The organism is Providencia sp. PROV_01 (assembly GCF_053098325.1).
Genome location: NZ_JBRFKD010000002.1, coordinates 3,469,618 through 3,494,891, shown reverse-complemented (window position 1 = coordinate 3,494,891; position 25,274 = coordinate 3,469,618). Strand labels below are relative to the sequence as shown.

25 protein-coding genes are annotated in these 25,274 nt (G+C 40.3%); 13 read left to right on the top strand and 12 right to left on the bottom strand.

Features of this window, described 5'->3' with window-relative positions; genetic code table 11:
- Positions 1-80: 80 nt before the first annotated feature.
- Positions 81-689 (bottom strand): undecaprenyl-diphosphate phosphatase, encoded by a 609-nt coding sequence (gene ybjG / locus ACU696_RS17030; RefSeq protein WP_109911010.1) that lies wholly within the window; start codon positions 687-689, stop codon positions 81-83.
- Between the two features lie 200 nt (positions 690-889).
- Between ybjG and ACU696_RS17025 the strand changes: the two genes are divergently transcribed.
- Positions 890-1,318, top strand: coding sequence for a secondary thiamine-phosphate synthase enzyme YjbQ (locus tag ACU696_RS17025; RefSeq protein WP_004909357.1), 429 nt, complete (start codon positions 890-892; stop codon positions 1,316-1,318).
- Between the two features lie 247 nt (positions 1,319-1,565).
- Here the strand turns inward: ACU696_RS17025 and ACU696_RS17020 are convergent, their stop codons facing one another.
- On the bottom strand, positions 1,566-1,829 hold the full coding sequence (locus ACU696_RS17020) for a GrxA family glutaredoxin (RefSeq protein WP_004909359.1): 264 nt from the start codon (positions 1,827-1,829) through the stop codon (positions 1,566-1,568).
- Between the two features lie 160 nt (positions 1,830-1,989).
- Between ACU696_RS17020 and ACU696_RS17015 the strand changes: the two genes are divergently transcribed.
- The 3 genes from ACU696_RS17015 (at position 1,990) to rlmC (ending at position 4,114) form a co-directional block, all read left to right on the top strand.
- The gene (locus ACU696_RS17015) at positions 1,990-2,316 is read left to right on the top strand and encodes a YbjC family protein (protein WP_109911012.1); all 327 of its coding nucleotides are present in this window, start codon (positions 1,990-1,992) and stop codon (positions 2,314-2,316) included.
- Positions 2,317-2,455: 139 nt separating this feature from the next.
- Complete coding sequence (locus tag ACU696_RS17010; RefSeq protein ID WP_109911013.1) at positions 2,456-2,971, top strand: YbjN domain-containing protein; 516 nt, start codon at positions 2,456-2,458, stop codon at positions 2,969-2,971.
- A 9-nt stretch (positions 2,972-2,980) separates the two neighbouring features.
- Positions 2,981-4,114 carry a 23S rRNA (uracil(747)-C(5))-methyltransferase RlmC gene (rlmC, locus tag ACU696_RS17005; protein ID WP_196723748.1) on the top strand — a complete coding sequence of 378 codons (1,134 nt, stop codon included), beginning with the start codon at positions 2,981-2,983 and terminating at the stop codon, positions 4,112-4,114.
- A gap of 70 nt (positions 4,115-4,184) precedes the next feature.
- On the opposite strand, the gene ACU696_RS17000 is transcribed toward rlmC, so the two are convergent.
- The 7 genes from ACU696_RS17000 to ACU696_RS16970 form a co-directional block, all read right to left on the bottom strand.
- The gene (locus ACU696_RS17000; RefSeq protein ID WP_196719745.1) at positions 4,185-5,342 is read right to left on the bottom strand and encodes a hypothetical protein; all 1,158 of its coding nucleotides are present in this window, start codon (positions 5,340-5,342) and stop codon (positions 4,185-4,187) included.
- A 142-nt stretch (positions 5,343-5,484) separates the two neighbouring features.
- Complete coding sequence (gene artM, locus ACU696_RS16995; RefSeq protein WP_004909376.1) at positions 5,485-6,153, bottom strand: arginine ABC transporter permease ArtM; 669 nt, start codon at positions 6,151-6,153, stop codon at positions 5,485-5,487.
- Positions 6,150-6,890, bottom strand: a complete 741-nt coding sequence (gene artQ, locus ACU696_RS16990) for an arginine ABC transporter permease ArtQ (protein ID WP_004909379.1) — start codon at positions 6,888-6,890, stop codon at positions 6,150-6,152. Before artQ ends, artM begins: the two co-directional genes overlap by 4 nt.
- Before the next feature lie 12 nt (positions 6,891-6,902).
- Positions 6,903-7,646, bottom strand: a complete 744-nt coding sequence (gene artJ, locus ACU696_RS16985) for an arginine ABC transporter substrate-binding protein (RefSeq protein ID WP_004256405.1) — start codon at positions 7,644-7,646, stop codon at positions 6,903-6,905.
- 18 nt (positions 7,647-7,664) lie between these two features.
- Positions 7,665-8,393 (bottom strand): arginine ABC transporter ATP-binding protein ArtP, encoded by a 729-nt coding sequence (gene artP / locus ACU696_RS16980; RefSeq protein WP_004256404.1) that lies wholly within the window; start codon positions 8,391-8,393, stop codon positions 7,665-7,667.
- 98 nt (positions 8,394-8,491) lie between these two features.
- The gene (locus ACU696_RS16975) at positions 8,492-9,973 is read right to left on the bottom strand and encodes a DUF2867 domain-containing protein (RefSeq protein WP_004909389.1); all 1,482 of its coding nucleotides are present in this window, start codon (positions 9,971-9,973) and stop codon (positions 8,492-8,494) included.
- A gap of 51 nt (positions 9,974-10,024) precedes the next feature.
- Entirely contained in the window at positions 10,025-10,924 is a 900-nt protein-coding gene (locus ACU696_RS16970; protein ID WP_209101209.1) for a lysine exporter LysO family protein, read from the bottom strand.
- A 402-nt stretch (positions 10,925-11,326) separates the two neighbouring features.
- Between ACU696_RS16970 and ACU696_RS16965 the strand changes: the two genes are divergently transcribed.
- The 7 genes from ACU696_RS16965 to ACU696_RS16935 all read left to right on the top strand — a co-directional run bounded on the left by ACU696_RS16965 (position 11,327) and on the right by ACU696_RS16935 (position 20,802).
- Positions 11,327-12,991, top strand: a complete 1,665-nt coding sequence (locus tag ACU696_RS16965) for an ATP-dependent nuclease (RefSeq protein ID WP_198635351.1) — start codon at positions 11,327-11,329, stop codon at positions 12,989-12,991.
- A gap of 210 nt (positions 12,992-13,201) precedes the next feature.
- Positions 13,202-14,308, top strand: coding sequence for a macrolide transporter subunit MacA (gene macA, locus ACU696_RS16960; RefSeq protein ID WP_209101212.1), 1,107 nt, complete (start codon positions 13,202-13,204; stop codon positions 14,306-14,308).
- A gap of 2 nt (positions 14,309-14,310) precedes the next feature.
- The gene (gene macB / locus ACU696_RS16955; protein ID WP_109911020.1) at positions 14,311-16,254 is read left to right on the top strand and encodes a macrolide ABC transporter ATP-binding protein/permease MacB; all 1,944 of its coding nucleotides are present in this window, start codon (positions 14,311-14,313) and stop codon (positions 16,252-16,254) included.
- A gap of 423 nt (positions 16,255-16,677) precedes the next feature.
- Positions 16,678-18,024 carry a purine-cytosine permease family protein gene (locus tag ACU696_RS16950; protein ID WP_004909397.1) on the top strand — a complete coding sequence of 449 codons (1,347 nt, stop codon included), beginning with the start codon at positions 16,678-16,680 and terminating at the stop codon, positions 18,022-18,024.
- A 10-nt stretch (positions 18,025-18,034) separates the two neighbouring features.
- Positions 18,035-18,868, top strand: a complete 834-nt coding sequence (locus tag ACU696_RS16945; RefSeq protein ID WP_109911021.1) for a nitrilase-related carbon-nitrogen hydrolase — start codon at positions 18,035-18,037, stop codon at positions 18,866-18,868.
- Positions 18,865-19,617 (top strand): IclR family transcriptional regulator, encoded by a 753-nt coding sequence (locus ACU696_RS16940; RefSeq protein WP_109911022.1) that lies wholly within the window; start codon positions 18,865-18,867, stop codon positions 19,615-19,617. Before ACU696_RS16945 ends, ACU696_RS16940 begins: the two co-directional genes overlap by 4 nt.
- Before the next feature lie 237 nt (positions 19,618-19,854).
- Positions 19,855-20,802, top strand: a complete 948-nt coding sequence (locus tag ACU696_RS16935; RefSeq protein WP_004909405.1) for a DUF1177 domain-containing protein — start codon at positions 19,855-19,857, stop codon at positions 20,800-20,802.
- Between the two features lie 77 nt (positions 20,803-20,879).
- Here the strand turns inward: ACU696_RS16935 and cspD are convergent, their stop codons facing one another.
- On the bottom strand, positions 20,880-21,125 hold the full coding sequence (gene cspD / locus ACU696_RS16930; protein WP_004909408.1) for a cold shock domain-containing protein CspD: 246 nt from the start codon (positions 21,123-21,125) through the stop codon (positions 20,880-20,882).
- A gap of 390 nt (positions 21,126-21,515) precedes the next feature.
- Here cspD and clpS point away from each other — a divergent pair, with 390 nt between their 5' ends.
- Positions 21,516-21,836, top strand: coding sequence for an ATP-dependent Clp protease adapter ClpS (clpS, locus tag ACU696_RS16925; protein ID WP_004256357.1), 321 nt, complete (start codon positions 21,516-21,518; stop codon positions 21,834-21,836).
- A gap of 31 nt (positions 21,837-21,867) precedes the next feature.
- Positions 21,868-24,150, top strand: a complete 2,283-nt coding sequence (gene clpA, locus ACU696_RS16920) for an ATP-dependent Clp protease ATP-binding subunit ClpA (RefSeq protein ID WP_123382122.1) — start codon at positions 21,868-21,870, stop codon at positions 24,148-24,150.
- Between the two features lie 60 nt (positions 24,151-24,210).
- Here clpA and infA read toward each other — a convergent pair whose 3' ends face one another.
- Both infA and aat read right to left on the bottom strand, forming a co-directional pair.
- On the bottom strand, positions 24,211-24,429 hold the full coding sequence (infA, locus tag ACU696_RS16915) for a translation initiation factor IF-1 (RefSeq protein WP_004244560.1): 219 nt from the start codon (positions 24,427-24,429) through the stop codon (positions 24,211-24,213).
- A gap of 141 nt (positions 24,430-24,570) precedes the next feature.
- A complete protein-coding gene (gene aat / locus ACU696_RS16910) occupies positions 24,571-25,272 on the bottom strand; it encodes a leucyl/phenylalanyl-tRNA--protein transferase (RefSeq protein ID WP_198635352.1) in 702 nt (233 codons plus the stop codon).
- Positions 25,273-25,274 lie beyond the last annotated feature (2 nt).

Below are 25,274 nucleotides of genomic sequence, written 5' to 3'. Positions count from 1 at the left end.
ACAGAAACTTTGATTTAGCGCAATTTTTATAATGCGAAGAATACTGGCATTAATTAATGCCAGTATTTGAATATACGTTGTTATGGCTGAAACCAGCCTTTACGAATAAGAGGAGCAAAAATAAAGCTATATAGTTGCGTGATAGGTAATTGAATTTTATTCGCACCAAGAGACCAGAGAATTTGAGCTAAGCCGCATGCCACCATTGCAAGTATGAAAGCACCAGCCATATCTAAAGGCCAATGAACACCGAGGTAAATTCGTGACCAGGCAATAACAATGGCAGGGATCATCATTACAAGCCCTACCCAAGTTCTTAGCCAGAAAAGAAATGCGAAAGCGAATGTAAACACAATTGTGCCATGATTACTCGGGAAGGAAGGTGTGGCTTTATGCTCAGAAAAATTGGTGCCAATCCCCATGACAAATGGGCGGTCATGTGGAGCAAAATAACCAATTAACCATGAGATAGTTAAACCAATGACGATAGCAATAGCGGCTTTACAGGCAAAGGCACGTTGGCGAGTCATATTTGGCTGGGCGCCCCAAAACCAACAGGCAACCGTAAAAAGTGGAAATAAGAGGATTAAGCGCTTAGCAATCACGTTAGCTACAGCAATGGTTCCACTTGCGGTCTCGGGTGTGGCATTGATCAAATTGAAAAGATCAAGATTCAGTTGTTCCAGCACAGTTCAGTACCTCGGGCAAATAGTGAGTAAGACAGGGTAGATACATAAAGAGAGGAGGTTAAAGTGTCTTACCTCGCAGGTAAAGTCCCTTTGTCTTATTATTGAAAGCTTTGTGCGACAAATTTACTTGCGGTTTAACTATTACTCAATAATTATTTAGTGCAGTAACAGACATAGAAAAGTAAAAGGAAGAAAAAGTGATGTGGTGGCAAAAAGAGATACAACTTAGCGCAAAAGCAAGAGGATTTCATTTAGTGACAGAAGAAATTTTCAAGCAACTTCCCGAACTTAGCTTAATCAATGTTGGTTTAGCCAATATTTTTATTCAACATACATCGGCATCTTTAACGATAAATGAAAATGCGGATTACACTGTCAGAGAAGACTTCGAAAGTTTTTTTAATCAGGCCGTTCCTGAAAATGAGCCTTATTATAAACATGATTATGAAGGAAGTGATGATATGCCAGCTCACCTAAAAAGCAGTTTATTGGGTGCAAGTTTGACTATTCCGATTACTAAAGGGCGTTTAAACTTGGGGACGTGGCAGGGGATTTATTTATGTGAGCACCGAAATTATGGTGGAAAACGTAGGTTAATCATTACATTACAGGGTGAACTCAGCCGTTAAAAACAAAAAACCCGATAGCAGGAAAACAAAAAGTTGGCTATCGGGCTCCTCAATATGGGGACATCAAAGAAAAGCAGTGGCATTAATTAAGACTCCGTCTAAAAAAGAAAGTTCTCACTTAGATGAAAAAAAGTGCAATATTTTTATTAAATTTGGCTTAAATAGCACAAAAAGAACAAGCAAAGTGTCAGCACCGATAAATAAGTGAACAACTTTGCTTGTTGAGATGAAAAACAGGTATGGCTAACTATTTGTAAAGATTTAAATTTTCTTTTGCGTAAGCTTCAAAATCTGTGTACCCACCAATGTGTTGCTCATCAATGAAAATTTGTGGAACGGTTTCAACAGGTTTGCCGACAGTTTTAGATAAATCTTCTTTAGAAATACCTTCTGCTTGAATATCAACATAGCGGTAGTCAAAATCTTCACGTTCATTTTTCAGTTTTTCAGCGAGTTCTTTTGCACGAACGCAGTATGGGCAGCCAGGACGACCAAAAATAACAGTATACATAGTATCTCCTTTTTATCTTGAACTCAGATTCTAATTACAATGCTCAATACTATGCCTACATAAATTATGAAATAAAAGTCGAATTTTCCTGTTATACCTATAGGTATGGCATATAATCCTCAGTTTGAGGAAGAGACACAATAATGAGAGGAGAAGAAGAATGAGTAATAAACCTCAGTCTAAAGGGACGATGCGTTCATTGGCGGATATGCCAAAGCCCATTATCGTGTTAGAAGGTGTCGGGATCATTCTGCTTATAATTGTGTTGTTGGCATTAAATGACTATATCACTCTGCCGGAGCCTTTAATGCAGTCAGGAGCGATCGTCAGCATTATTATGGTCGGTATTGGTTGTTTGGTGCCTGCAATGATCAATATTGTCTGGCGGGCAATTCATGGCCTGAGTTTTTTGGGGATAGATAATAAACAACCAGAAAAGAAAGCCTCTAAAAAGTCGGACTCTACAGATAATAAACCTGATGAATAAATAGATTAAACGCGGTTTTACTGGTGTTTCGGCCTACAATATGTGAGAATTATTCGTTTTTTCGTTAGGGGGAAGATGTGCCGAAACCCTAACAAATCGATATTGCACGACTATTTTGAGTTGAAGAAGGTTACTGCCCATGGATTCTATTTGTTACCCTGACATCACTAAGTTACGTGAATGGCTAGACCAACTCAAAACCTCTTATTTCGAGTGTGATTCCTGCTCTGCATTACATTTACCCCATATGCAAAATATTGATGGTATTTTTGATGCGAAGCTCGATATTTTAAATAATGTTTTGGTGTTGTCTGCATTAGCTGAGCTCAAACCGACAGCGATTGTGACGTTAGTGGCGAATATCAGCCAAATTAATGCCAGCTCATTAACGGCAAAAGTTTTCCTGGAAATAAATAATGAAAACTTGCCTAAATTGATTGTTAGCCAATCATTTTCATTAGCAGCAGGGATGACGTATCGTCAATTCGGCCATTTTTTACAGCAAGCAGAGGAACAAATTTCTGCCATTGTATTTGAAATCTTTAGCAATAACTTGCTCTATGCGAATCAAGATGATTTCGGTGAAGACGATGACAATTCTGATGAAGACTCAGAGCATTCTCTTGACGACAAACCCTCGATAATACTCCACTAAGTCTTTGTTATGCATTGTGAAAAGTATGCCACTGGGCAATGCCATTCATGCCAATGGCTGACACTAACTCCTGAACAGCAAATTATTGAAAAGCAGAGCCAACTACAGGCTCTTTTACCTGCTATTGATACCTCCCTATTTCAGCCTCCAGTTACAGGGCCGCAAACGGCTTTTCGCAATAAAGCTAAAATGGTCGTTAGTGGTAGTGTTGAGAAGCCAATTTTAGGTATTGTTGGGCGAGATGGGCAAGGTGTAGATTTAACGGACTGCCCGTTGTATCCAGATGCCTTTTCTGATGTGTTTAGTGCCATTATTCCTTTTATTGCAAGGGCAGGGCTGACGCCTTATAACATTGAACGCAAACGTGGTGAGTTAAAATACCTATTATTGACTCAAAGTCATCATACTGGGAAATTTATGCTGCGGTTTGTGTTGCGCTCAGAGAAAAAAATTGAGCAGTTAAAAAAGGCACTGCCATGGCTACAAGAACAGTTGCCACTGCTTGCGGTGATCACCGCCAATATTCAACCAGTGCATATGGCAATACTTGAAGGTGAGGATGAGATTTTCTTAACGGAGCAGCGCACACTTCGTGAAGAGTTTAATCAAGTCCCTTTATTTATTCGGCCACAAGGTTTTTTCCAAACGAATCCTATAGTGGCTGCAAAATTATACCAAACCGCGAGGGAATGGGTTAAAGCGTTAGATATCGATAGCTTGTGGGATCTGTTTTGTGGGGTGGGCGGCTTTGGGTTGCACTGTGCTGAAAAAGACACTCGCTTAACAGGGATAGAAATTAGTGCGCCAGCGATTGCCAGCGCACAGCAATCCGCGGATGAACTTGGATTAAAGCATGTTGAGTTTAAAGCCCTTGATTCAACGCGTTTTGCCACGGCGAATCAGGATATCCCTCAGCTTATTTTAGTTAATCCGCCACGTCGAGGGATCGGTAAGGAATTATGCGATTACCTTACGTATATGCAGCCTGAATATATTTTGTATTCTAGCTGTAATGCACAAACCATGGCGCAAGATTTACAACTGTTGGCTGGCTATCAAGTCTGTAAAGTCCAGTTATTCGACTTATTTCCTCATACAGCACACTTTGAAGTGCTGACGTTGTTAAAGCGTATTGCACAGTAAAAGCTATGTGATGGGCTTTACTGTACAAAACCGACAATACAATATTCGTTATATCATTTGGGTAATTAATTTAATTTTTTAGCAGGAATGAATCCATAGATAATACTCTAAACTTAAATTCATCTATGTGATTCGGTATAGGTTTATCACTATGATAGGAGAGCAAATATTTTAAGTTTTCAAAAAAATCATTTTCGTTATCATATTTTTTTATACCTCTGTTAGGGTCAAAAAACTTATATATATGATTGTTTTTATCGAATTTAATTGAAATTGCCATGCAATGACCATCATAAGAAATCAATGAATAGTAATCATTGTTAGATTTTAATTTATTCTCTATTTCAGCTTTTAGATTTTCAATAGTTGATTGGTTTTTATTTATTTGTAAGTTTGTATAGTCACAAATAGGTAGGCTTATATCATTGATTAACCCAAAATTTATATTTTTAGCAGTATTTTTATACATTTCTAGCTTAGATATAAACCCGAAAGCATTAGCTAGAAAAATTTTAATTTCTTCATCATCTAATGGCAAGTCAGATATTATTTTATTTTTTATTGTCTCATTCAATATTTCATGGCAATAGTAAATTTCTATTGAATCCTCTTTGTTTTTTCTAACTAAATTATAGTAAAAGGTAATCAAATCTATAATTTCATATTTATTATCTAAGTAACTTACATTTTTATTGACATGAGATATGTTTTTCTTTAGTAGATGGGTTATATCGTATAGATTTCTTATATTACGCCCCTTTTCCTTGTTTTCTAACGATATTAAGTTTTTATCAATTTTAATATCTGTATTTTTATTGATGAATGATGATTTATTCTTTTTTTTATCAATGAGTAATGAGTCTATTTTGTGTGCGATTTTATTGAAATCATATGCGCGTTCATAGCTAATCTGAATATTCAGGCCATTGACTATTTGTTTATTTAATAAACTTATTTCAACATCATTTTGTTTTTTATTTCTTAAACGATCACTTTGGGATTTTATAGATTTTAAAGCAGCTCCCATCGATTCAATTAATTTATCCCCTTCATTTTTGTTTTCATTAAGAAGGTATAGGTTTGATAGACCATGGCAAATCCCATTGCTAGCGTTAGAGGTGTTTCTGACTTGGGTGAGTTTTTTTCTTAGGGAGTCATTTTCTTTTTTATTAAAGTATGTAAGTAGTTTTTCTTGCTCAAAAGGAATATCAAATTGAATTTTTTTCATAATAAACTCATTAATCATATCTATTTAATTAGTTTAATTATTACATATTACAAATAAAGTACTCTTTAAAAATCCGATTGAGCGAATAAAAAAAGCTTGGCATAATACCAAGCTTTTTTTACTTGTCGGCGAGAAAGAAGGACTAGCCTCTGTGCTCAAATTCCAGCGCTTTGCGTTCAATTAAACGCATTAGAACGGTCAAAATTGCATTGACCACTAAATAAATAATTCCCGCAGCAACAAACGCCATCACATTCCAGCTTTGACCAAAGATCAGTTGGCTGTAACCCATAACATCTAGCATTGTAATCGTACTGGCAAGTGAAGTACTTTTGAAAATCAGGACAACTTCATTGGAATAAGACGATAACGAACGCTTAAAGGCATAAGGCAAAATAATACGCATGGTTTGCATTTTGCTCATCCCGAGGGCTTGGCACGATTGCCATTGGCCTGACGGAATAGCTTTAACTGCACCGTGGAATAACAAAGTAGAATACGCTGCACTATTTAGTGCCAATGCTATCATGGCGCATACCCAAGGGGTTGAGATAAACTCCCATAGCATTGGGTAATTCTGCAGTGATTTAAACTGGCTTGGACCATTATAAATTAAGAAGAACTGCACCAATAAAGGCGTACCAGTGAAAAGCGTGATATAGACTTTAACTGCTTGAGAAACCACGGGGGTTTTAAGTGAAAGAATTAAAGTAAATAATATCGCTAAGATAAAAGCTACAATAAGAGCACTAAATGTCAGTGATAAGCTGGTTGGTAGCCCGGGAAGAATATCTAAAATTAAATCCATCATTTTGATTCACCTCGCTCAAAGCGAGTCGTACGCAATTCAATACGTTTTAAAATAACTTGGCTGACTAACGTAATGGCAAGGTAAATCAACCCTACAATGGCGTACCATGTGAAAGGTTCGTGAGTTCTATTGACGATTGTTTTTGTTTGTAGCATTAAATCATTAACACTGATGAGTGAAACTAACGCAGTATCTTTTAATAATACAAGCCATTGGTTACCTAAGCCAGGAAGCGCATGGCGCCACATTTGCGGCATAATGAACCGAAAGAAAATAGTGCGTTTGTTTAAACCTAATGCAAAACCAGCTTCCCACTGACCATAAGGTACTGCTTTTAAAGCCCCTCTTAATGTTTGTGATGCATAAGATGCATACAACAAGGCGAGGGCAATGACACCACAGACAAATGGGGTGTAATCAAATTCACCGCTATCAGCAAAGAAAATGCTGGGGTCAATTTGGATAGTGGTTTGCCAAAAACCGAGGTTTATATCGAACCCATCACCAAACAAATTGATCAGTTGTAATGTACCGAAATAAACAAACAACACGACCAATAATTCAGGCAGACCGCGGATCAAAGTAACCCAGCAAGTCCCTAAAAAGGCAATAGGTTTAAAACGGACGGACTCCCACGCAGTAAATAACATGGCGAGGATCAGCCCCAAAACCAGTGCAGAAACAGCAAGGCCGACGGTGATACCGGCGGCACTTGTTAAAAATAGAAAGTTGCTCATTAATTATATCAATTACTGTTGAAACCATTTTTTGTGGATAGCATCATAAGTGCCGTCTGCTTTAACTTCAGCTAAGGCTTTATTCATTTTATCCAACAGCTCTTTATTTCCTTTACGCACTGCAATGCCTAAACCAATACCGAAATATTGTGGATCAGTCACTTTTTCACCTACAGCGGCTAAGTTTTCGTTACCTTTAGCTTTTAACCACTCGTCAGCAACTGCGGTATCACCGAAGACGGCATCGATACGGCCATTTTGCAGGTCTAAAATAGCAGATTGGTAGTTATCATAAGGAACGGTTGTCATACCTTTATGTTGTTCCATGATATATTTTTGGTGAGTGGTTCCGTTTTGAACACCAATTTTTTTATCTTTTAATTGGTCTACTGAGCTGATTTTTTCTTTCACAGCAATAAACTCTGCTGAGTTAGGGTAGTAAGTCTCAGTGAAATCCACTTGCTGTTGGCGCTCAGGGGTAATATCGATACCTGCCATTAATGCTTCAAAGCGACGGAATTTTAAGCTAGGGATTAAGCTGTCGAAAGATTGGTGAGTAAATGTGCAAGTTGCATTCATTTTTTCACACATGGCATTGGCTAAATCAACGTCAAAGCCAACGATTTGGTTATTCTTATCGAACATTTCAAAAGGTGCGTAAGTCGCTTCTGTTGCAAAACGGATGGTTTCTTTTTCCGCAGCAGTTGCAGATAGGGTTACAGCGCCCAGTAGTGCAGCTAATATAATTTTTTTCATTGCTTAATCCTATATCTATTAATGTGACAGATAATTTGCAAATGCTTCTGTTTGAGGTGCAGTGAAATGGCTTGCATCCCCTTGTTCTACTATATGGCCATTTTCCATATACACTACACGGCTAGCGGTTTTGCGAGCAATTTCCACTTCGTGAGTAACGATGACTTGCGTAATTCCAGTTGCAGATAGTTCTCGAATAATATCAACAACTTGCGCAGTAATTTCTGGGTCAAGTGCAGCGGTTGGTTCATCAAATAATAAAACTTTTGGTTCCATCATCAATGCTCTAGCAATCGCAACACGCTGTTGCTGGCCACCCGATAAATGTAAGGGGTAGCGATCAGCAAATTGAGACAACCGTAAGCGCTCTAATAACTTAGAGGCTTTTGCTTGCGCTTCTTGCTTGGACAATTTTAACACGCGACACGGTGCTTCAATTAAGTTGTCCATAACGCTCAAATGAGGCCATAGGTTATATTGTTGAAATACCATTCCCACATTTTGACGCAGCTCACGAATCGCTTTCGCATCTGGAGCAGAAGAAAAGTCAAATTGCTGACCCACAATATTTAAGTGGCCTGAACGTGGCATTTCTAATAAATTGAGGACACGCAACAACGAGCTTTTACCTGCTCCGCTTGGCCCGAGTAATACCATAGTCTCACCAGCAGAACACTCTAGATTGATATCAAAGAGTGCCTGATGGGAACCATAGAAACAGTTGATGTTTTTTAATTGAATGCTCATGTGTACCAATAATATCTTATTTCACTACCTGCGATATTAATCCTACGAGCATATTTATGCAATAATTTCTGCATAAAAATTTGGTTTTTACGCTAAATTTATTCTGATTTAACGGTCAGTTGCTCTGCTTGCTGTTGTTTAGCGAGTTGTTTATCCCGCTCATAAGCTAGCTCACTGATGCGTTTTGCCATGCCTTTAAAAATAAATAAATGTGCAGGCATCATGGCAAACCAATAGAGTAGACCGCAAAAGCCAGCAGGGTGCCACCATGCTCGAACATCGATTGAACGGCGGTTTCCGCTATCATGAATAGTAAAAGTTAGGCGGCCAAGTCCTGGTGCTTTCATACCAAATAACAAGCTAAGTTGTTTATTAGGCTCAAGATTAATCACGCGCCAGCCGTCAATCTCATCACCGAGTTGGAGCTGTTCACGATCGGGGCGGCCATATTTCACTTTATTCAACATCATATCATCCATGATGGCGCGGGTTTTCCACAGACCATTGGCATAGAAGTAGCCGTTTTTTCCGCCAATCTGTTGCACTGTATACCAGAGCGATTCAGAACTGGCCGTTGTTCCAAGGGTTGCTCCCGCTTGTTTTGGGTAATAGCCATAACCAGGACGCCAACGTTTTCTGACTTCTGGGTCATAACCCCAATCTGCGTTATCAACGGCATCGGCTTCTTCAGCTAAAGTGGTTCTAACAGCATCATCAAAAGAAATTAAGGTTTGTGGGATCAGTTCTCGTAACGCTTTATCATCTGCCGGGAGGTCGTGCTGCAAGCCTTGGATTAGCTCCTTAGCAATTGACGGTGGCACAGAGGTGATCAAACTGATGAAATGCACAGAGATCATACTGATGGGGATCGGAATGGGAATAAGTAAACGCCGTTTACCACTGACTTTAATAAAGCGTTTAAATAGTTCTTGGTAGCTAATAAACTCAGGGCCACCCGCATCGAAAATTCGGTTCTCGGTTGTTGGTATTTTTGCCAGTTGCGTTAAATAATACAAAATATTCGACAGAGCGATAGGTGACGACTTAGAGCGAACCCAGCGTGGTGGCGTTAAAATCGCTAAGTTGTAGACCATATCGCGCATAATTTCGAATGCGGCAGAACCAGAGCCAACGATAATTGATGAACGAATTTCAGTAACCGGGACTTGGCTTTCACGTAAAATATCACCGGTTAAACGCCGTGCTATTAGGTGTGGTGAATAGGTATGCCCGTGTTGTAATGCGCTGAGATAGATAACATGTTTAACGCTTGAGCCTTCAAGGGCTTGTTGCACATTGCGAGCGGCTGCGCGCTCACGTTCGACTAAATTGGCTTGGTCAGCCATGCTATGAACGAGGAAATAAACAATATCGATGCCTTCCATGACACCTTTTAATGTTTCGGGGTCGTGAAGATCCACATAAATGCATTGGGTATCTTGCCAGCCTTGAGATAGCATCCAATCAACACGGCGAGCACCTGCTGTTACGTCATATCCTTGCTCAATGAGTTTAGGGATCAAATTCTGACCAATATAGCCACTAGCGCCCAACACTAAAACACGTTGTTTATCTGTCATGTTAATTTCCTGTTTCACGCAAATTAACGGCTATTGTGACTGAAATTTTACCTATGTAAAGAAGGCCATAAGAATTGGCGTAATTAGACTAAGTACGAAGCCGTGAACTATGGCGGCAGGGACAATTGAAACTCCACCGCTGCGTTGTAAAACAGGTAATGTAAAATCCATTGATGTTGAACCGCAAATGCCAAGAGCCGTTGAGCGGTAACGGTTGATAATAATAGGAATGAGCATGATGGCAGCAAGTTCCCTTGCTAAGTCATTGAAAAAAGCCGCACTTCCCATGACCGGGCCATATGCATCGGTAAGTACGATGCCTGTTAATGAGTACCAGCCAAAGCCAGAAGCCAGCGCTAGCCCCATTTTCACCGGAAGATCGAGTAAAAATGCAGCTAACGCGCCACCAGCTAACGCACTGATTGCCATGACAAACGCGATGGTGGTACCACGGCGGTTGATTAAAATTTGCTTGATGCTCATGCCACTATTGCGTAGCTGGATACCGACAAGTAATAACAATAGCATTAACGCCAGTTGGCTGCCTTTGTCGGCATAGTGTAGAAAGTCAAAATGCGTCAAGCCAACGGCAAATCCGAGCAGTAGCACACCGCATAGCTGTAAAGATTCGAGAACCATTTTGATTCGTGAAGGTGGCTTTTCTTGTTTATGTTGCGGAATTCTCCATGGATCAAATCTATCGAGCAATAACAGTGAGATTACATTCAATGAAAATATGCAACAAAAAAAGGTAACTGCATAAATTAAAATAGAAAATAAGTGAACGCTTAAGTTTTCAAGCAGTGCGAGGGTAATTCCCATTAAAAATAAAATAACATATACCATTGAATTCAGGGATTGATGAACTCGATGGAGAATACGTTTATTTTTAATAGGAATAAGATAACCGAGTGTTAACGGTAGAAGAATAATTAAGAGTCCTGAATACATGGCCGTTTCCTTAAAGGTTATCCCATCGACTAGGTTAATGTAAACAAAGGGTTATGCTTATCTTTTTTATTTAGGTTATCGAAGCATAAACCTGATTTAGCGCCCTGTGCTAAAAGAACTTATTGTTATAAAATTTTTTTATTGGCTAAAGAAAGAAAAATAGGTCAAAAACACTAAAAATGAAAGTTTTACTATTTTATAACACTGTAATTAGATGCTCAACACAGTTCGCTGTTTTGTTATAAGTATTTTTATTTTGCTTACATATTTATAGTAATAAAGGCGCTTAATCGGTAAGCTCTAAATAGTGTCTTTTAGTCTGTTTCATTGACGGAATCACCCGGTATGTAATGAAAACTAATAATATTGAGGGTGAATTAAAAATCTTCCAAGGAGAGTAATATGTACCTGGAACGTGTGGAAATATACGGATTTAGAGGAATTAACCGGCTTTCTTTAGAACTGAATAATAGTACGGTTTTAGTCGGTGAGAATTCTTGGGGAAAATCAAGTTTACTGGACGCACTTGACCTTCTTCTTTCCCCTGAGCATACAGATTACCAATTCAGCCTTCATGACTTTCATCACCCAGCAGGGAACGATGAATCGCGTTACCGCTCATTACAGATTGTTCTAAAATTTTGTGAACGCCGAAAAGGACGTCATCAATCATATCGTTTTCATAATCTTAACTCTGTTTGGGTCGATAACGGAGATGGCCTTAAACATATTTTCTATCGTGTTAGTGCAGAGCTGAGAGATGATGACACGATTGTTGTAGATAAAAACTTTTTGAACTCAGGTGGTAATAAACTTTCTTTGGATAATGTAGGTAAATACATTAAAGAAATTATTAGATTGTATCCGGTTATTCGCCTGCGAGATGCCCGCTTTTTGCATACACTTAACACTGAAACTATTGTTACAGGCCAAAAAGATTTACGTGATTTGCTCAACGTCCGCATTAAAGAATTAACCCATGCATTGGTTAATAATCCTGAATGTTTAAGTGATGAGGACCTTGGTGATGGTATTGATGCAATGCAACAGCTGCTCAGTCATTATTTTTCAGGGCAGAGCGCACATCTTATAAAACTGGATAACTCAATTGTCAATATAGAACCGCGCAAGCGCGGGTGGAAAGCACTTGATAATATTAGCCGTTTAATCGCAAAACCAAACCAACGCAATATTCGTTTAATCATCTTAGGAATGTTTTCTTCGTTATTACAATCAAAAGGTAATATTCAGTTAGATAAACATGCAAGGCCATTGATTATCGTTGAAGATCCAGAAACGCGCTTACACCCGATTATGCTCTCCATCGCATGGGGGTTATTTAGCCTATTTTCTCTACAGCGGATTACCACGACGAACTCAGGGGAGTTGCTTTCATTAGCACCTCTGGAAGATTTGTGTCGTTTGGTGCGCAATACCAATAAAGTTTCAGCTTATCGATTGAGTGAAAATGATTTAAGTGCTGAAGAATTACGTAAAATTTCTTTCCATATTCGCTTTAATCGTCCATCAGCGCTGTTTGCTCGCTGCTGGTTATTAGTGGAAGGGGAAACGGAAATTTGGTTGATGAATGAATTTTCGCGCCAGTGTAACTATTACTTTGAAACTGAAGGAATAAAAGTTATTGCATTTGCACAAAGTGGTTTGAAACCATTGCTGAAGTTTGCCAATAAAATGGGTATTGAATGGCATGTTTTAACCGATGGTGATGAGGCGGGGCGCAAGTATGCAGCAACAGCGACTCATTATGCCAACAAAATTAACTCTTCAGATAGAGATAGGTTAACGATGCTCCCCGCACCAGATATGGAACATTTCCTATATCGTGAAGGGTTTAGAAGCCTTTATCATGAAATTGCGGATATTCCAGATAATGCGAAGGTTTCAACCAGACGTGTAATTATTAAGGCGATTTCTCGTACATCGAAACCAGATTTAGCGCTAGCTACTGTAAATAGAGCCGCAGAATTAGGGCCAGACAGCATTCCGCTGCAATTGAAAAGTATGTTTTCTCGCGTGGCATGGTTGGCAAGGGGGAAAGCAAATTAATCGTGATATCGAGAAATATTACTTGTTGTTGATTGATTATTAAGAAATGGTTCTTTCAGGTTTATCACATGTTGAATCAATTGATAACTTAAGTGATATATAATTTGATCATTAGTTTTTAGCTGACAACTAATTGGAACCTCCTTTTTACACGTTGTCAGCGATCTTAGAGGGCAAAGCCCTCTTTTTGTTCATAGGAAGCAAGTAAACATGAAGGCAAAGCCTAAGAAAAAGTGGCCGATTTATTTGGCAATCATTATTGTTGCCCTAATCACCGCTGGGTTTCTTTTTAATCGAGAGGAAGCCGAGGTTTTTCAAACCGTAGATGTCACTCGAGGCAATTTAGATAAACAAGTACTGGCAACGGGGAAACTTGATGCCGTACGTAAAGTCGATGTGGGCGCTCAGGTGAGTGGGCAGCTGCAAACGCTGTATGTCAAAGAGGGTGATTATGTTAAAAAAGGTGACTTATTAGCGGTTATTGACCCGAAAAAAGCTCAAAATGATGTTATTGAGTCTGAGGCAACAACACGTGAGCTCGAAGCCAATTTATCATTAGCTCAAGCCGAGCTGCGTCTTGCCCAAGTGACTTATCAGCGTCATTTAAGCCTAGCAAAACAGCAAGCAGTTTCTCAACAAGAACTTGATAAAGCTAAAACCGATGTGGAAGTAAAAAAAGCGCAAGTCGCCACTTATCAAGCTCAAATTAAGCGTAACCAAGCCACTCTAGATTCGGCAAAAACAAATCTAAAATATACGCAAATTACGGCACCAATGGATGGTATTGTCACCTTTATTAAAACACTACAGGGACAGACGGTTATTGCTGCCCAAGAAGCACCAACAATTTTAACGCTTGCGGATTTGGACACGATGCTAGTGAAAGCCGAAGTTTCTGAAGCCGACGTAATTTATTTGGAACCCGGTCAAGATGCTTCTTTCACTGTTCTAGGGGCTCCAGATAAAAAATTTGCTGGGCAATTAAAGGATATTTTGCCAACTCCTGAAAAAATTAATGATGCCATTTTCTATTATGCGCGTTTTGAGGTGCCTAACCCGCAACATTTGTTGAAATTACAAATGACCGCTCAGGTTATGATTGAATTAGATTCACGTAAGAATGTGCTATTGCTACCACTATCTGCATTAGGTAATGAAATTTCACCACAAACCTATGAAGTGGATATTCTGCAAGGCAATAAAGTCGAGAAAAAACAAGTTGAAATTGGTGGTCGAAACGATGTGTATGTGGAAATTACCAAAGGCCTAAATGAAGGTGACAAAGTGGTCATTGGGCACAACGAGGCGGAATACTAACTATGGCTGCGTTAATTGATCTTCAAGGGATCACTCGCCGCTATGGGGAAGGTGAAAACCAAGTTACGGTCTTAAAAAATGTCTCACTGCAAATTAATGCAGGTGAGATGGTAGCGATTATAGGTGCTTCTGGTTCAGGTAAATCCACACTCATGAATATTATTGGGTGCTTAGATAAACCAACAGAAGGGAATTACTGTATTGATGGCCAAAGTGTTGCAACATTAGATAACGACCAATTGGCAGAATTGCGTCGAGAACATTTCGGTTTTATTTTTCAACGCTACCATTTATTAAGCCATTTAAGTGCGGAGCAAAATGTTGAGGTACCTGCGGTATATGCAGGAGCGGGTAAAAACCAACGTCGTGAACGAGCCGCCCAACTATTACAGCGTTTAGGGCTTGGAGAGCGAATTGAATATCGTCCAAGTCAGTTGTCTGGCGGGCAACAACAGCGCGTGAGTATTGCTCGCGCCCTAATGAATGGCGGGCAGATAATTCTTGCGGATGAGCCAACAGGAGCGCTGGATAGCCATTCGGGGGAAGAGGTCATGAGTATTTTAAAAGGCCTTTGTGCCCAAGGGCATACAGTGATTATTGTTACTCATGATCCCGAAATTGCTCAGCAAGCGGAACGTATCGTAGAAATTAAAGATGGCGAAATTTTGAAAGATTCGGGGAGTAAAGCCTCGATACGTGCAAATTCATTACCAAAAGCCCCCGCAAGGAAACTCACATTAAATCAAATGTATGGCCGATTTAGTGAGGCATTACTGATGGCTTGGCGTGCCATGGTTGTCAATAAAATGCGCACGCTGCTAACGATGCTTGGGATTATTATTGGTATTGCCTCTGTGGTTTCAATTATGGTGATTGGCGATGCGGCGCAGGGCATGGTACTCAATGATATTAAATCGATCGGAACCAATACCATTTCTATCTATCCCGGGAAAGATTTCGGGAGTGACGATGCAGAAAATAGGCAATCATTAAAATCTTTGGATATTGACGCGATTGCTAAGCAGCCTTATGTCCACGCTGTCTCTGGAGAGTTGAACAGCTCAACTCGGTTAAGGAAAGGCAATTTAGATGCATCAGCTCAACTTTCAGGTGTTGGGCGTGATTATTTTAATGTTTATGCTTGGAAGTTCTCAGAAGGAATGGGGTTTACTCAAGATATGGCGGACAGACGAGCTCAAGTGGTGGTCATTGATGCTAACACCAAGCGCCGCTTTTTTCCTAAGCAAGAGCATGTTATTGGCGAAACTTTACTTATTGGTAATATGCCAGCAACGGTCATCGGTGTACTTGAAGAAAAAAAATCGGCTTTTGGTTCGAATAAGTCATTATCCATTTGGTTACCAGACACCACGGTAAATAGTAAAGTGCTTAACCGGCCATACTACGACAGTATCACTGTGCGGGTTAAAGAGGGCTATGATGCTAAAACAGCGGAGCAGCAACTAATCCGCTTATTGACATTGCGTCATGGTAAGAAAGATATTTTTACCTATAACCTAGATACCTTTATTAAAACGGCTGAGAAAACAACCCAAACTATGCAGTTATTCCTCACACTAGTGGCTGTCATTTCATTAGTAGTCGGGGGTATTGGTGTGATGAATATTATGCTGGTTTCTGTGACAGAAAGGACACGAGAAATTGGTATTCGTATGGCGGTAGGGGCTAGAACCAGCGATGTGATGCAGCAATTTCTCATCGAAGCCGTACTGGTATGTTTAATGGGCGGCCTGATGGGAATCGGCTTATCGTATGGAATTAGTTTATTGGCTCAAATGGCGCTACCGGGCTGGACTTTTTCTTTTGATCCTGTGGCGTTAATCAGTGCCTTTGTTTGTTCAACAGCCATTGGTATTATTTTTGGCTTTTTACCTGCGCGAAATGCGGCTCGCTTAAACCCAATTGACGCATTAGCGAGGGAATAGTTTATAGCTTAATCATTTATAACCTAATCATTTATAACCTAAATAATTACTGTATATCTTCTGCATCACAGGGTTTGGTGCAGAAGATATATAGAAGGCATTAAATGCTAACGTGAAAGAGATATCTGCTCAAGAATAGTCTCATTTATTGGAACCGAGTTCCTCAAATAAATTCTGCTAATTAAATGCGTTATTTTTAACTCCTTCATTTCCTGATAATATTTTTTTCAATCTATATATTCCCTCGTTTCTCAAAATATTTCATAATAAAAAACTATCTGAAAAGATAAATTCTGCTTGCGAATTGGTATCGATCATGGCTATCATTTGCCTTGTAGAATAAATGAAACCTAGTTCCATATAATGGAACTTATAATAAAGCCAGTAAAAACTAAGCAAAGACAACCACACAGCAGGTGCGATATGGCGAATAAAGCAGGTGAAGATTATTCTTTGGCTCGAGTACCCCAAAGTGCTCGTAGACCGTTCTATGAAGTGTTAATTCTACGAATTGGTGCGCTAGCTTGTGTTTCACAAGTGATGTTAGGTGCAGCTCTTGGGTATGGGTTAACTTTTTGGCAGGCGTTTTGGGCAACAATGCTTGGCTCTGTAATTTTACAGGTTGTCAGCTGGGGGCTTGGAGCGGCTGCGTGCCGTGAAGGAATGTCGATCAGCCTACTGTCTCGGTGGGCGGGTTTTGGTAAGTTAGGCTCAGCTCTCATTGGTGGCGCGATTGCTATCTCCTTAATGGGCTGGTTTGGCGTCCAAAATGGTTTCTTTGCGGATGGAATGTATAAAGCGACTAATGTGCTAACACCAGGGACTTGGTCACTTATTACAGGTATTGCGGTGACGGTTATAACAGTATATGGGTATCGATTTTTATCTATTACTGCCAATATCTCAACGCCGCTATTTTTATTCGCGTTAGGCTGGGCGACATATAATTTATTATCAGGTCAAGATATTGGTACACTTATCAATGACACTGAACCCGCCGGGCCATTAATGACTATGCCTGCGGCCATCACAATGGTTGCTGGTGGTTTTATTATTGCAGCAGTAACAACACCCGATATCAGCCGCTTTATGAAAGGGCCTAAAGATGTGTTTTGGATGACTCTCATCGGCACATTTTTTGGTGAGCTACTGGTCAATATGATAGCGGTACTAATGGCATTATCATTACGTACAAGCCAAGTATTTGATTTAATGATGGCACTGACTGGCCTATTAGGTGCATCGATTGTTATCTTCTCGACAATAAAAATGAATGACATCAATCTGTATTCGTCATCTTTAGGTTTTTCAACACTGCTAAATGCCATCTTCAATAAGCGCTTTGACCGCCGCTATTTAACGTGGGTGATTGGTATCTTCGGCACAATTGCTTCAATGTTAGGGATCTTAGATAACTTTATTGGTTTCTTAATTTACTTAGGAATAGCCATCCCGCCTGTCGCAGGGATTATGGTTGTTGACTATTATTTATTGAAGCGTGATCGCAAAGAATTAGATATCACTCGAGAGCAAGGCATATTACCACCAAGCTGTGAAGCATATAACCCTGTTACCTTAGTTGTGTGGGTGATTGCCGTAGCTGTTGGATGGGGAACTTCGGAATTAGGTCCATTGCACGCTGACTATGGTATCCCTGCGCTTAACTCTTTGATTACTGGTGCAGTAGCCTATTGGATAGGCATGCGCTGGCAGGCGAAAGCGAAAGGTGTTGAAACGGTACACTTTCGCAAAGTCTCTCATTTAGATTAAGGATTAAACAATGTCAGGTACAAAAGTTAAAGTTGCTCTGGCTCAGTTTGATTCAGAACTAGGCAATAAAACCAATAACTTGCAACGAATGGCACAGTTGTGCCAACAAGCCGCGGATTCAGGAGCAAAATTGATCTGTTTTCCTGAACTGGCGACAACAGGTTACCGTGGCGACTTACTGACCACTAAGTTGTGGGATTTAAGTGATTCTATCGGAAGTGAAACTTATACGCTATTTAGCGAGCTTGCTACTCGTCTAAATATCACTATTGTGAGCGGTTTTGTTGAGCGCGGTGAATATTTAGGCGATATATATAACTCTGTCGGTGTTTGGAACCCTGGATGCGAGGGTATCAGTGGTGTTTTCCGTAAAGTTCATGCTTTTGGACTAGAAAAACAGTGGTTTGGACGCGGTGATAGTTTCCCTGTGTTTGAAACACCGATTGGTAAAATCGGTATCATGATTTGTTATGACATGGGCTTTCCCGAAGTCGCACGAATTTTAACATTACAAGGTGCCGAATTGTTATTAGCTCCTTCAGCTTGGTGTGTTCAAGACCGAGATGTTTGGGATATTAACAGTGCATGTCGTGCATTAGAAAATGGAACTCACTTACTTGCAGTGAACCGTTGGGGTCATGAAGAAGATTTGCATTTATTTGGTGGTAGTAAGGTTTTAGGTCCTCGCGGCCAAGTACTTTGTGAAGCCAGCTGTGAAGGTGAGGCGCTATTAATTGGTGAGGTTGATTTTTTAAACCAAGCCCATACCCGCTTAAAAGTGCCTTATCTGAGAGATAGAAAGCCACAAAGCTACAGTGTATTAACCCAAGGTTTAGGGTCATGAGTATTTTATCTAGCGTTGTTGACGTTTACCAACTGTTCCTGCGTTCTGGAAATGAGCTGACTGTGACAACGTTGGTTAATGAATTAGGTATGCCTAAAAGCTCGGCTTCCCGCCTTTTAAAGCAAATGGCAGAGCTTGGGTTGCTAGAAAAGAAAAACAATGCACCGATATATCGGCCAGGTTTGCTGATTATGGAATTAGCGCATCGAGCTAGGGGAATGAATCCGTTAATCGATATGATGCTTGAAGCGCTTGATGAACTTGCGAAAGATAGCGGTTTTACCAGTTATGTGTCAGCACTTGACGATGATATGGTTCGTGTCGTTCATGCACGCTTTGGCAATAGCATGTTGCAAGTGATTACTCAACCGGGGACACGTTTACCTATACTGGGAACGTCAACGGGGCGTGCATTATTAGCAAGGTTACCGCTAAATGAGCGGTCAAAAATTATTGACCGTGAACCCAAAGAAGAGCGCGGTAAATTAGTTGAGCGTTTGGATTTAGTGGCTGAGCGCGGCTGGGAATTTTCGATGGATGAATCCGTTGCTGGAGTCGCTTCCATATCTAGCACGGTGTTCGACCCAGCGCAAAATACGTTATATGCCTTGTGTTTAAGTTTGCCTGCGACGCAAATGAATGATGAGGTTATGGCGCTGTTATCCAAGAGTCTTTGCCATAAAGCCGCTTATCTTGGTTGTATGGTGGGTGACCCATATTGGTTGCAAAAAAGCATAAATAAGTCATGAACTTATTTCGTGTCATAAAAGCAATCAGTAGTAAGAAGTAGGTAGTAGAAGTAATCAGTAAATTATAAATATTTATATTGTTAGTATTTTAAGTGCGTGAATACGCCTTCATCAGGAAAAGTGGAACCTCAATTACGTGAGGCTCCATCTAGAGCGAAATGAGGTTAACTCGCTATTTTATGCAAGTTAACCTCAAAGTAGCTCTTCACTCCCATAAAAAAAATTAAAGGAAGTACAATGAGTCTAAAACAAACTCTTTGCCTATATGAGCTAATCGATTGCGCTAGTGTTAAAGGTGAAGACATTGTTGCATTGTTCCAAGATTTCCCACACATTGAAGTCATGTCTAAAACGGTTAAGGATAACAAAGGGCAAAGCGATTTTGTTCGTATTCTTATTCCAGGAACACAAGGTAAATCACACCATAAAGATGCGCCAACGCTGGGGATCATCGGGCGGTTAGGCGGAATTGGTGCTAGGCCTTCTCGAATTGGTGTTGTCTCTGATGCAGACGGTGCGATTGCCGCACTTGCAGCAGCGCTTAAACTGGCACAAATGCATGAAAAGGGCGATCGGCTACTCGGCGATGTCGTGATCACGACACATATTTGCCCCAATGCGCCAACACGTCCGCATACACCTGTTGATTTCATGGACTCCCCCCTTGAAGATGCCACGATGAATCAACATGAAGCTATCCCTGAAGCGGATGCTATTTTGTCTGTAGATACCACAAAGGGAAATCGTTTACTCAATCATAAAGGGTATGCGCTGTCTCCAACGGTAAAAAATGGCTATATTTTACCTGTATCAGAGGATTTAATCCGTTTGATGGAGTGGAGCAGTGGCCAAAAAGCGGTGACATTCCCGTTGTCAATTCAAGATATCACGCCATATGGTAATGGCCTGCATCATATCAACAGTATATTACAACCTGCAGTATCTACATCTGCGCCTGTGGTTGGCGTCGCTATCTGCTCAGAAACGGTGGTGCCTGGTTGTTCTACAGGGGCTAGCCATGAGGTTGACATTGCAGCGACAGTGAAATTTATGATAGAAGTGGCTAAAGCATTCACAGGAAAGCAATGTGCGTTTTATGATGTTGAACAGTATGATTTATTAACGTCACTATATGGTGATATGTCGCACCTGCAAACCGCGGGCAATGGTGCAGTAAAGAAGTGATTAATTGATAAATAGTCACAGTTAATTATTAGTGTTGTCAGTATTACTAAAATAATTAACTGTGCTCTATTGCTGAGCTATTGATTTAATTCGGTAATGTTGTCTGGGACATCCTCAGTGTTAATAGGAACAATGAGGTCTGCATGATTACCTTTTGGGCCAATAGTCACACTAAATTGAACTTTCTGGCCAGCTTTTAGTGTCCTGTAACCGTCCATTTGAATACAGGAATAATGAGCAAAAATATCTTCTCCGCCATCAGCCGGGCAAATAAAACCAAAGCCTTTTGCGTTATTGAACCACTTAACGATACCCGTCTCCATATTTCATCCTTCAGATTTACCAATATTTGCGTTTAAAGTAATGTATAAAAAACACACAAAATAAGTATAAGTACGATGTTATTTGTTCGTAAAATATACTGTAATAAATTGCCTTCTAAGGTCAAGAGGCGAGGTACAGGAATTAGTGGAAAGTGTTAAGAATTCGCTAATCAATAGCGCTCATTTTCTATAATATTTGATGTGGCTCACAGATTGCTAACCATGGAAGCAAAGGTGATTCCCATGGTACACTGTGACTTGAAGCAATATAAACAAAAACAGCATGGTTACGAAATGGTATAGTTTTGTGGTGTTATCAATATGATTGATAGAAATCGTTGATAATAAAGACTATGCTTAAATTGAAGTTAAACACTGAGCAAGAAAGTAATGAGTGATTTTCTGGGCACATTTAAAACTGATGTCATTTTTAAAGATGAAATAGAACAAACCTTACAGCCACCTTCGATGTATAAGGTGCTATTAAATAATGACGATTACACTCCGATGGATTTTGTTGTCGAAGTGTTACAAAAATACTTTTCTTTTGATGAAGAACGCGCTACACAGATAATGTTAGATGTCCATATTCAAGGAAAGGGAGTTTGTGGAATTTTTACTGCAGAGGTTGCTGAAACAAAAGCGGCACAAGTCAATACTTTTGCTCGTGAACATGAGTACCCTTTGCTTTGCACTATAGAGAAAGTCTAATTTGGCTTAATATCAATTTTGGGAGGTGCTTATGCTCAATCAAGAACTGGAGCTTAGTTTAAACGTAGCTTTTACGAAAGCGAAAGACAGCCGCCATGAGTTTATGACTGTAGAGCACCTATTGCTAGCGCTACTGAGTAATATCTCTGCTCGCGAAGCTTTAGATGCTTGTAAGGTTGATCTTGTTGCATTACGTCAAGAACTTGAACACTTCATCGCGCAAACGACACCTTTGTTACCCGAAAATGATAGCAGAGACACCCAGCCTACGTTGAGTTTTCAGCGTGTATTACAGCGCGCCGTTTTTCATGTGCAATCATCTGGGCGTAACGAAGTTAGCGGCGCAAATGTATTAGTCGCAATTTTTAGTGAGCAAGAATCCCAAGCTGCGTACTTATTACGTAAACATGATGTTAGCCGTTTAGATGTGGTTAATTATATATCCCATGGCACGATAAAAGGCGAAGAGTCGCCATCAGAACAAGATATCCCCTCTAGTAGCATGCAAAATGAAGAGCAGCCGGTCCCAGAAGACCATATGGACAACTTTACGACCAACTTGAACCAGCAGGCCAAGAAAGGGAATATCGACCCTCTAGTTGGACGTCAGGCTGAATTAGAGCGTACCATTCAAGTACTGTGTCGCCGTCGTAAAAATAACCCACTATTAGTTGGCGAGTCAGGTGTCGGTAAAACCGCGATTGCCGAAGGGCTAGCATGGCGTATTGAGCAAGATGATGTTCCTGACGTAATGAAAGGCTGCACAATTTATTCATTAGATATTGGCTCATTACTGGCGGGAACTAAATACCGTGGTGACTTTGAGAAACGCTTCAAAGCATTATTAAAAATGCTGGAAAAAGATCCGAAGAGTATTTTATTTATCGATGAAATACACACTATCATCGGTGCAGGGGCGGCCTCTGGTGGGCAAGTTGACGCGGCAAATTTAATTAAACCGTTGCTATCCAGTGGCCGAATTCGTGTTATTGGTTCTACAACATATCAAGAATTTGGCAGTATTTTTGAGAAAGACAGAGCATTGGCGCGTCGTTTCCAGAAAATTGATATTGTGGAACCAACTCCAGAAGAAACAATTCGCATCATCAATGGGTTAAAGCCTAAATATGAAGCGCATCATGATGTTCGGTATACCGCAAAGGCAATTCAAGCCGCGGTGGATTTATCTATTAAATATATCACTGATAGACATTTGCCTGATAAAGCCATTGATGTGATCGATGAAGCTGGTGCGCGAACGCGATTGGTTGCACCAAGTAAGCGTAAAAAAACCATTGGTGTACCCGAAATTGAAACTGTTGTGGCGCGTATCGCCCGCATTCCTGAAAAAACCGTTTCTTCAAGTGATAAAGACAAACTCAAGACACTCGACTCTCGTTTGAAAATGTTAGTGTTTGGGCAAGACAAAGCGATAGATTCGTTGTCTGAGGCAATTAAAATGAATCGGGCAGGTTTAGGGTTAGAAAATAAACCGGTGGGTTCTTTCTTGTTTGCAGGTCCGACGGGGGTGGGTAAAACGGAGGTCACTGTTCAGTTAGCCAAAGCGCTGGATATTAAATTATTACGTTTTGATATGTCCGAGTATATGGAGCGTCATACTGTTAGTCGTTTAATTGGGGCTCCTCCTGGCTATGTCGGCTTTGATCAAGGCGGTTTACTGACTGATGCAGTTATTAAACATCCTCACTCAGTGGTGCTGTTAGATGAAATCGAAAAAGCCCATCCTGATGTGTTTAATATCCTCTTACAGGTAATGGACCACGGTACTTTAACGGATAACAACGGCCGTAAAGCAGATTTTCGAAATGTTGTTGTGGTAATGACAACCAACGCAGGGGTACAAGAAACTCAGCGTCGTTCTATTGGTTTTGCTGAGCAAGATAATAGTACTGATGCGATGTCAGAAATCAAAAAGGCATTCTCACCAGAGTTTCGCAACCGCCTTGATGGTATCATTTGGTTTAACTCATTAACTCCGGAAATTATTACGCAAGTTGTTGATAAGTTCATTGTGGAATTACAAGTTCAACTTGATGAGAAAGGCGTATCAATTGAAGTTAGCGCGGCGGCTCGCCGTTGGTTATGTGAAAAAGGTTATGATAAAGCGATGGGTGCCCGACCTATGGCTCGCACCATTCAGGATAACCTGAAAAAACCATTAGCAAACGAGTTGCTATTTGGTTCACTAACGAATGGTGGCTCTGTAAGTATCGGGCTTGATGAAAAAAGTAACACACTGACATACAGCTTCAGTAGCGTGCACAAGGCCTCTCCGGAGGATGCGGTATTCTGACGAATAGACCACAGGTGTATCAATGCACCTGTGGTTGTCAGGCCTTGCCTGAAGCGAATATCAACGGCTACGGAAAATGATTCGGCCTTTGCTCAGGTCATAAGGTGTTAACTCTACAGTTACCTTGTCGCCTGTCAGGATGCGGATATAGTTTTTACGCATTTTTCCAGAAATATGAGCAGTCACCACGTGACCGTTTTCCAGTTCAACACGGAACATTGTGTTTGGCAGGGTATCTAAAACTGTGCCCTGCATTTCAATATTGTCTTCTTTGGCCATCTAATCCTCTAAGTTTAATAACCGTGATTTTTAACGGGCAAGATAATGCCCAAAAACCCGCACTAAGTAAAGAAGTGTCGCATTTTAACGCGATCTTTATTTTTAAGTGAAGGAATAAAATTAATGTAAAACCAAAATTCATTAATCGAAAATTGGCGGTATTTCAATCGATTGCGGTATCCAGCAGGCGGAGTCAATCGCTTTGTCACGCCACCGATAAAGAATATGTAAAAAATCCCTACGGGATATCTCTTTTGCGCCCATTGAGGCGGTATGGTGGTTAAGTACCTGACAATCAAAAAGTTGCCCATTATAGCGCAAAAAATGAAAATAGAACGTAATAAAAGCAAATTTGGATGCATCATTCATTCTACTGAACATAGATTCCCCACAAAATAGGTGCCCCATGTTCACACCATACAGGCCTCCAACGAGTTTATCGCCATACCAAGCTTCAATGGAATGAGCCATTCCTGCTTGGTGTAATGCCAAATACCCAGCTTGAACTTCGGGTAAAATCCATGTGCCTTCTTGGCGTACAGAACAAGCTTCAATAACTTGCTTGAATGCATGGTTAACGGTAATGCGATAAGTCTGCTTTTTTAATACTTTTTTCATTGACCGGCTAATATGAAGCTCACCAACCATGAGTACTGCTCTAGGGTCCGGAGACCACCATAAAGGCATCTCTCCAGGATTAAACCAAGGAAAGATACCATCATAATAAGCGGCTTGCAGCCTTTTTGATGAAAGATCTCCGCCAATCGCTAATAAACCATTGGGCTCCCGCATGGCTTCAGACACGGGAGGGAATAAATAGGAGTCGTCATCTAATTGATACATAT

Excerpts from the sequence above, each read along its gene's own strand:
- aat (WP_198635352.1), bottom strand. The coding sequence starts at position 25,272 with ATGTATCAATTAGATGACGACTCCTATTTATTCCCTCCCGTGTCTGAA.
- ACU696_RS16975 (WP_004909389.1), bottom strand. The coding sequence starts at position 9,973 with ATGACAGATAAACAACGTGTTTTAGTGTTGGGCGCTAGTGGCTATATT.
- artJ (WP_004256405.1), bottom strand. The coding sequence starts at position 7,646 with ATGAAAAAAATTATATTAGCTGCACTACTGGGCGCTGTAACCCTATCT.
- ACU696_RS17010 (WP_109911013.1), top strand. The coding sequence starts at position 2,456 with ATGGATTCTATTTGTTACCCTGACATCACTAAGTTACGTGAATGGCTA.
- ACU696_RS16935 (WP_004909405.1), top strand. The coding sequence starts at position 19,855 with ATGAGTCTAAAACAAACTCTTTGCCTATATGAGCTAATCGATTGCGCT.
- ACU696_RS16965 (WP_198635351.1), top strand. The coding sequence starts at position 11,327 with ATGTACCTGGAACGTGTGGAAATATACGGATTTAGAGGAATTAACCGG.
- artQ (WP_004909379.1), bottom strand. The coding sequence starts at position 6,890 with ATGAGCAACTTTCTATTTTTAACAAGTGCCGCCGGTATCACCGTCGGC.
- ACU696_RS16940 (WP_109911022.1), top strand. The coding sequence starts at position 18,865 with ATGAGTATTTTATCTAGCGTTGTTGACGTTTACCAACTGTTCCTGCGT.
- ACU696_RS16945 (WP_109911021.1), top strand. The coding sequence starts at position 18,035 with ATGTCAGGTACAAAAGTTAAAGTTGCTCTGGCTCAGTTTGATTCAGAA.
- ACU696_RS17000 (WP_196719745.1), bottom strand. The coding sequence starts at position 5,342 with ATGAAAAAAATTCAATTTGATATTCCTTTTGAGCAAGAAAAACTACTT.
- clpA (WP_123382122.1), top strand. The coding sequence starts at position 21,868 with ATGCTCAATCAAGAACTGGAGCTTAGTTTAAACGTAGCTTTTACGAAA.
- clpS (WP_004256357.1), top strand. The coding sequence starts at position 21,516 with ATGAGTGATTTTCTGGGCACATTTAAAACTGATGTCATTTTTAAAGAT.
- infA (WP_004244560.1), bottom strand. The coding sequence starts at position 24,429 with ATGGCCAAAGAAGACAATATTGAAATGCAGGGCACAGTTTTAGATACC.
- ACU696_RS16970 (WP_209101209.1), bottom strand. The coding sequence starts at position 10,924 with ATGTATTCAGGACTCTTAATTATTCTTCTACCGTTAACACTCGGTTAT.
- macA (WP_209101212.1), top strand. The coding sequence starts at position 13,202 with ATGAAGGCAAAGCCTAAGAAAAAGTGGCCGATTTATTTGGCAATCATT.
- macB (WP_109911020.1), top strand. The coding sequence starts at position 14,311 with ATGGCTGCGTTAATTGATCTTCAAGGGATCACTCGCCGCTATGGGGAA.
- rlmC (WP_196723748.1), top strand. The coding sequence starts at position 2,981 with ATGCATTGTGAAAAGTATGCCACTGGGCAATGCCATTCATGCCAATGG.
- artP (WP_004256404.1), bottom strand. The coding sequence starts at position 8,393 with ATGAGCATTCAATTAAAAAACATCAACTGTTTCTATGGTTCCCATCAG.
- ACU696_RS16950 (WP_004909397.1), top strand. The coding sequence starts at position 16,678 with ATGGCGAATAAAGCAGGTGAAGATTATTCTTTGGCTCGAGTACCCCAA.
- ACU696_RS17025 (WP_004909357.1), top strand. The coding sequence starts at position 890 with ATGTGGTGGCAAAAAGAGATACAACTTAGCGCAAAAGCAAGAGGATTT.
- ACU696_RS17020 (WP_004909359.1), bottom strand. The coding sequence starts at position 1,829 with ATGTATACTGTTATTTTTGGTCGTCCTGGCTGCCCATACTGCGTTCGT.
- ACU696_RS17015 (WP_109911012.1), top strand. The coding sequence starts at position 1,990 with ATGAGTAATAAACCTCAGTCTAAAGGGACGATGCGTTCATTGGCGGAT.
- cspD (WP_004909408.1), bottom strand. The coding sequence starts at position 21,125 with ATGGAGACGGGTATCGTTAAGTGGTTCAATAACGCAAAAGGCTTTGGT.
- artM (WP_004909376.1), bottom strand. The coding sequence starts at position 6,153 with ATGATGGATTTAATTTTAGATATTCTTCCCGGGCTACCAACCAGCTTA.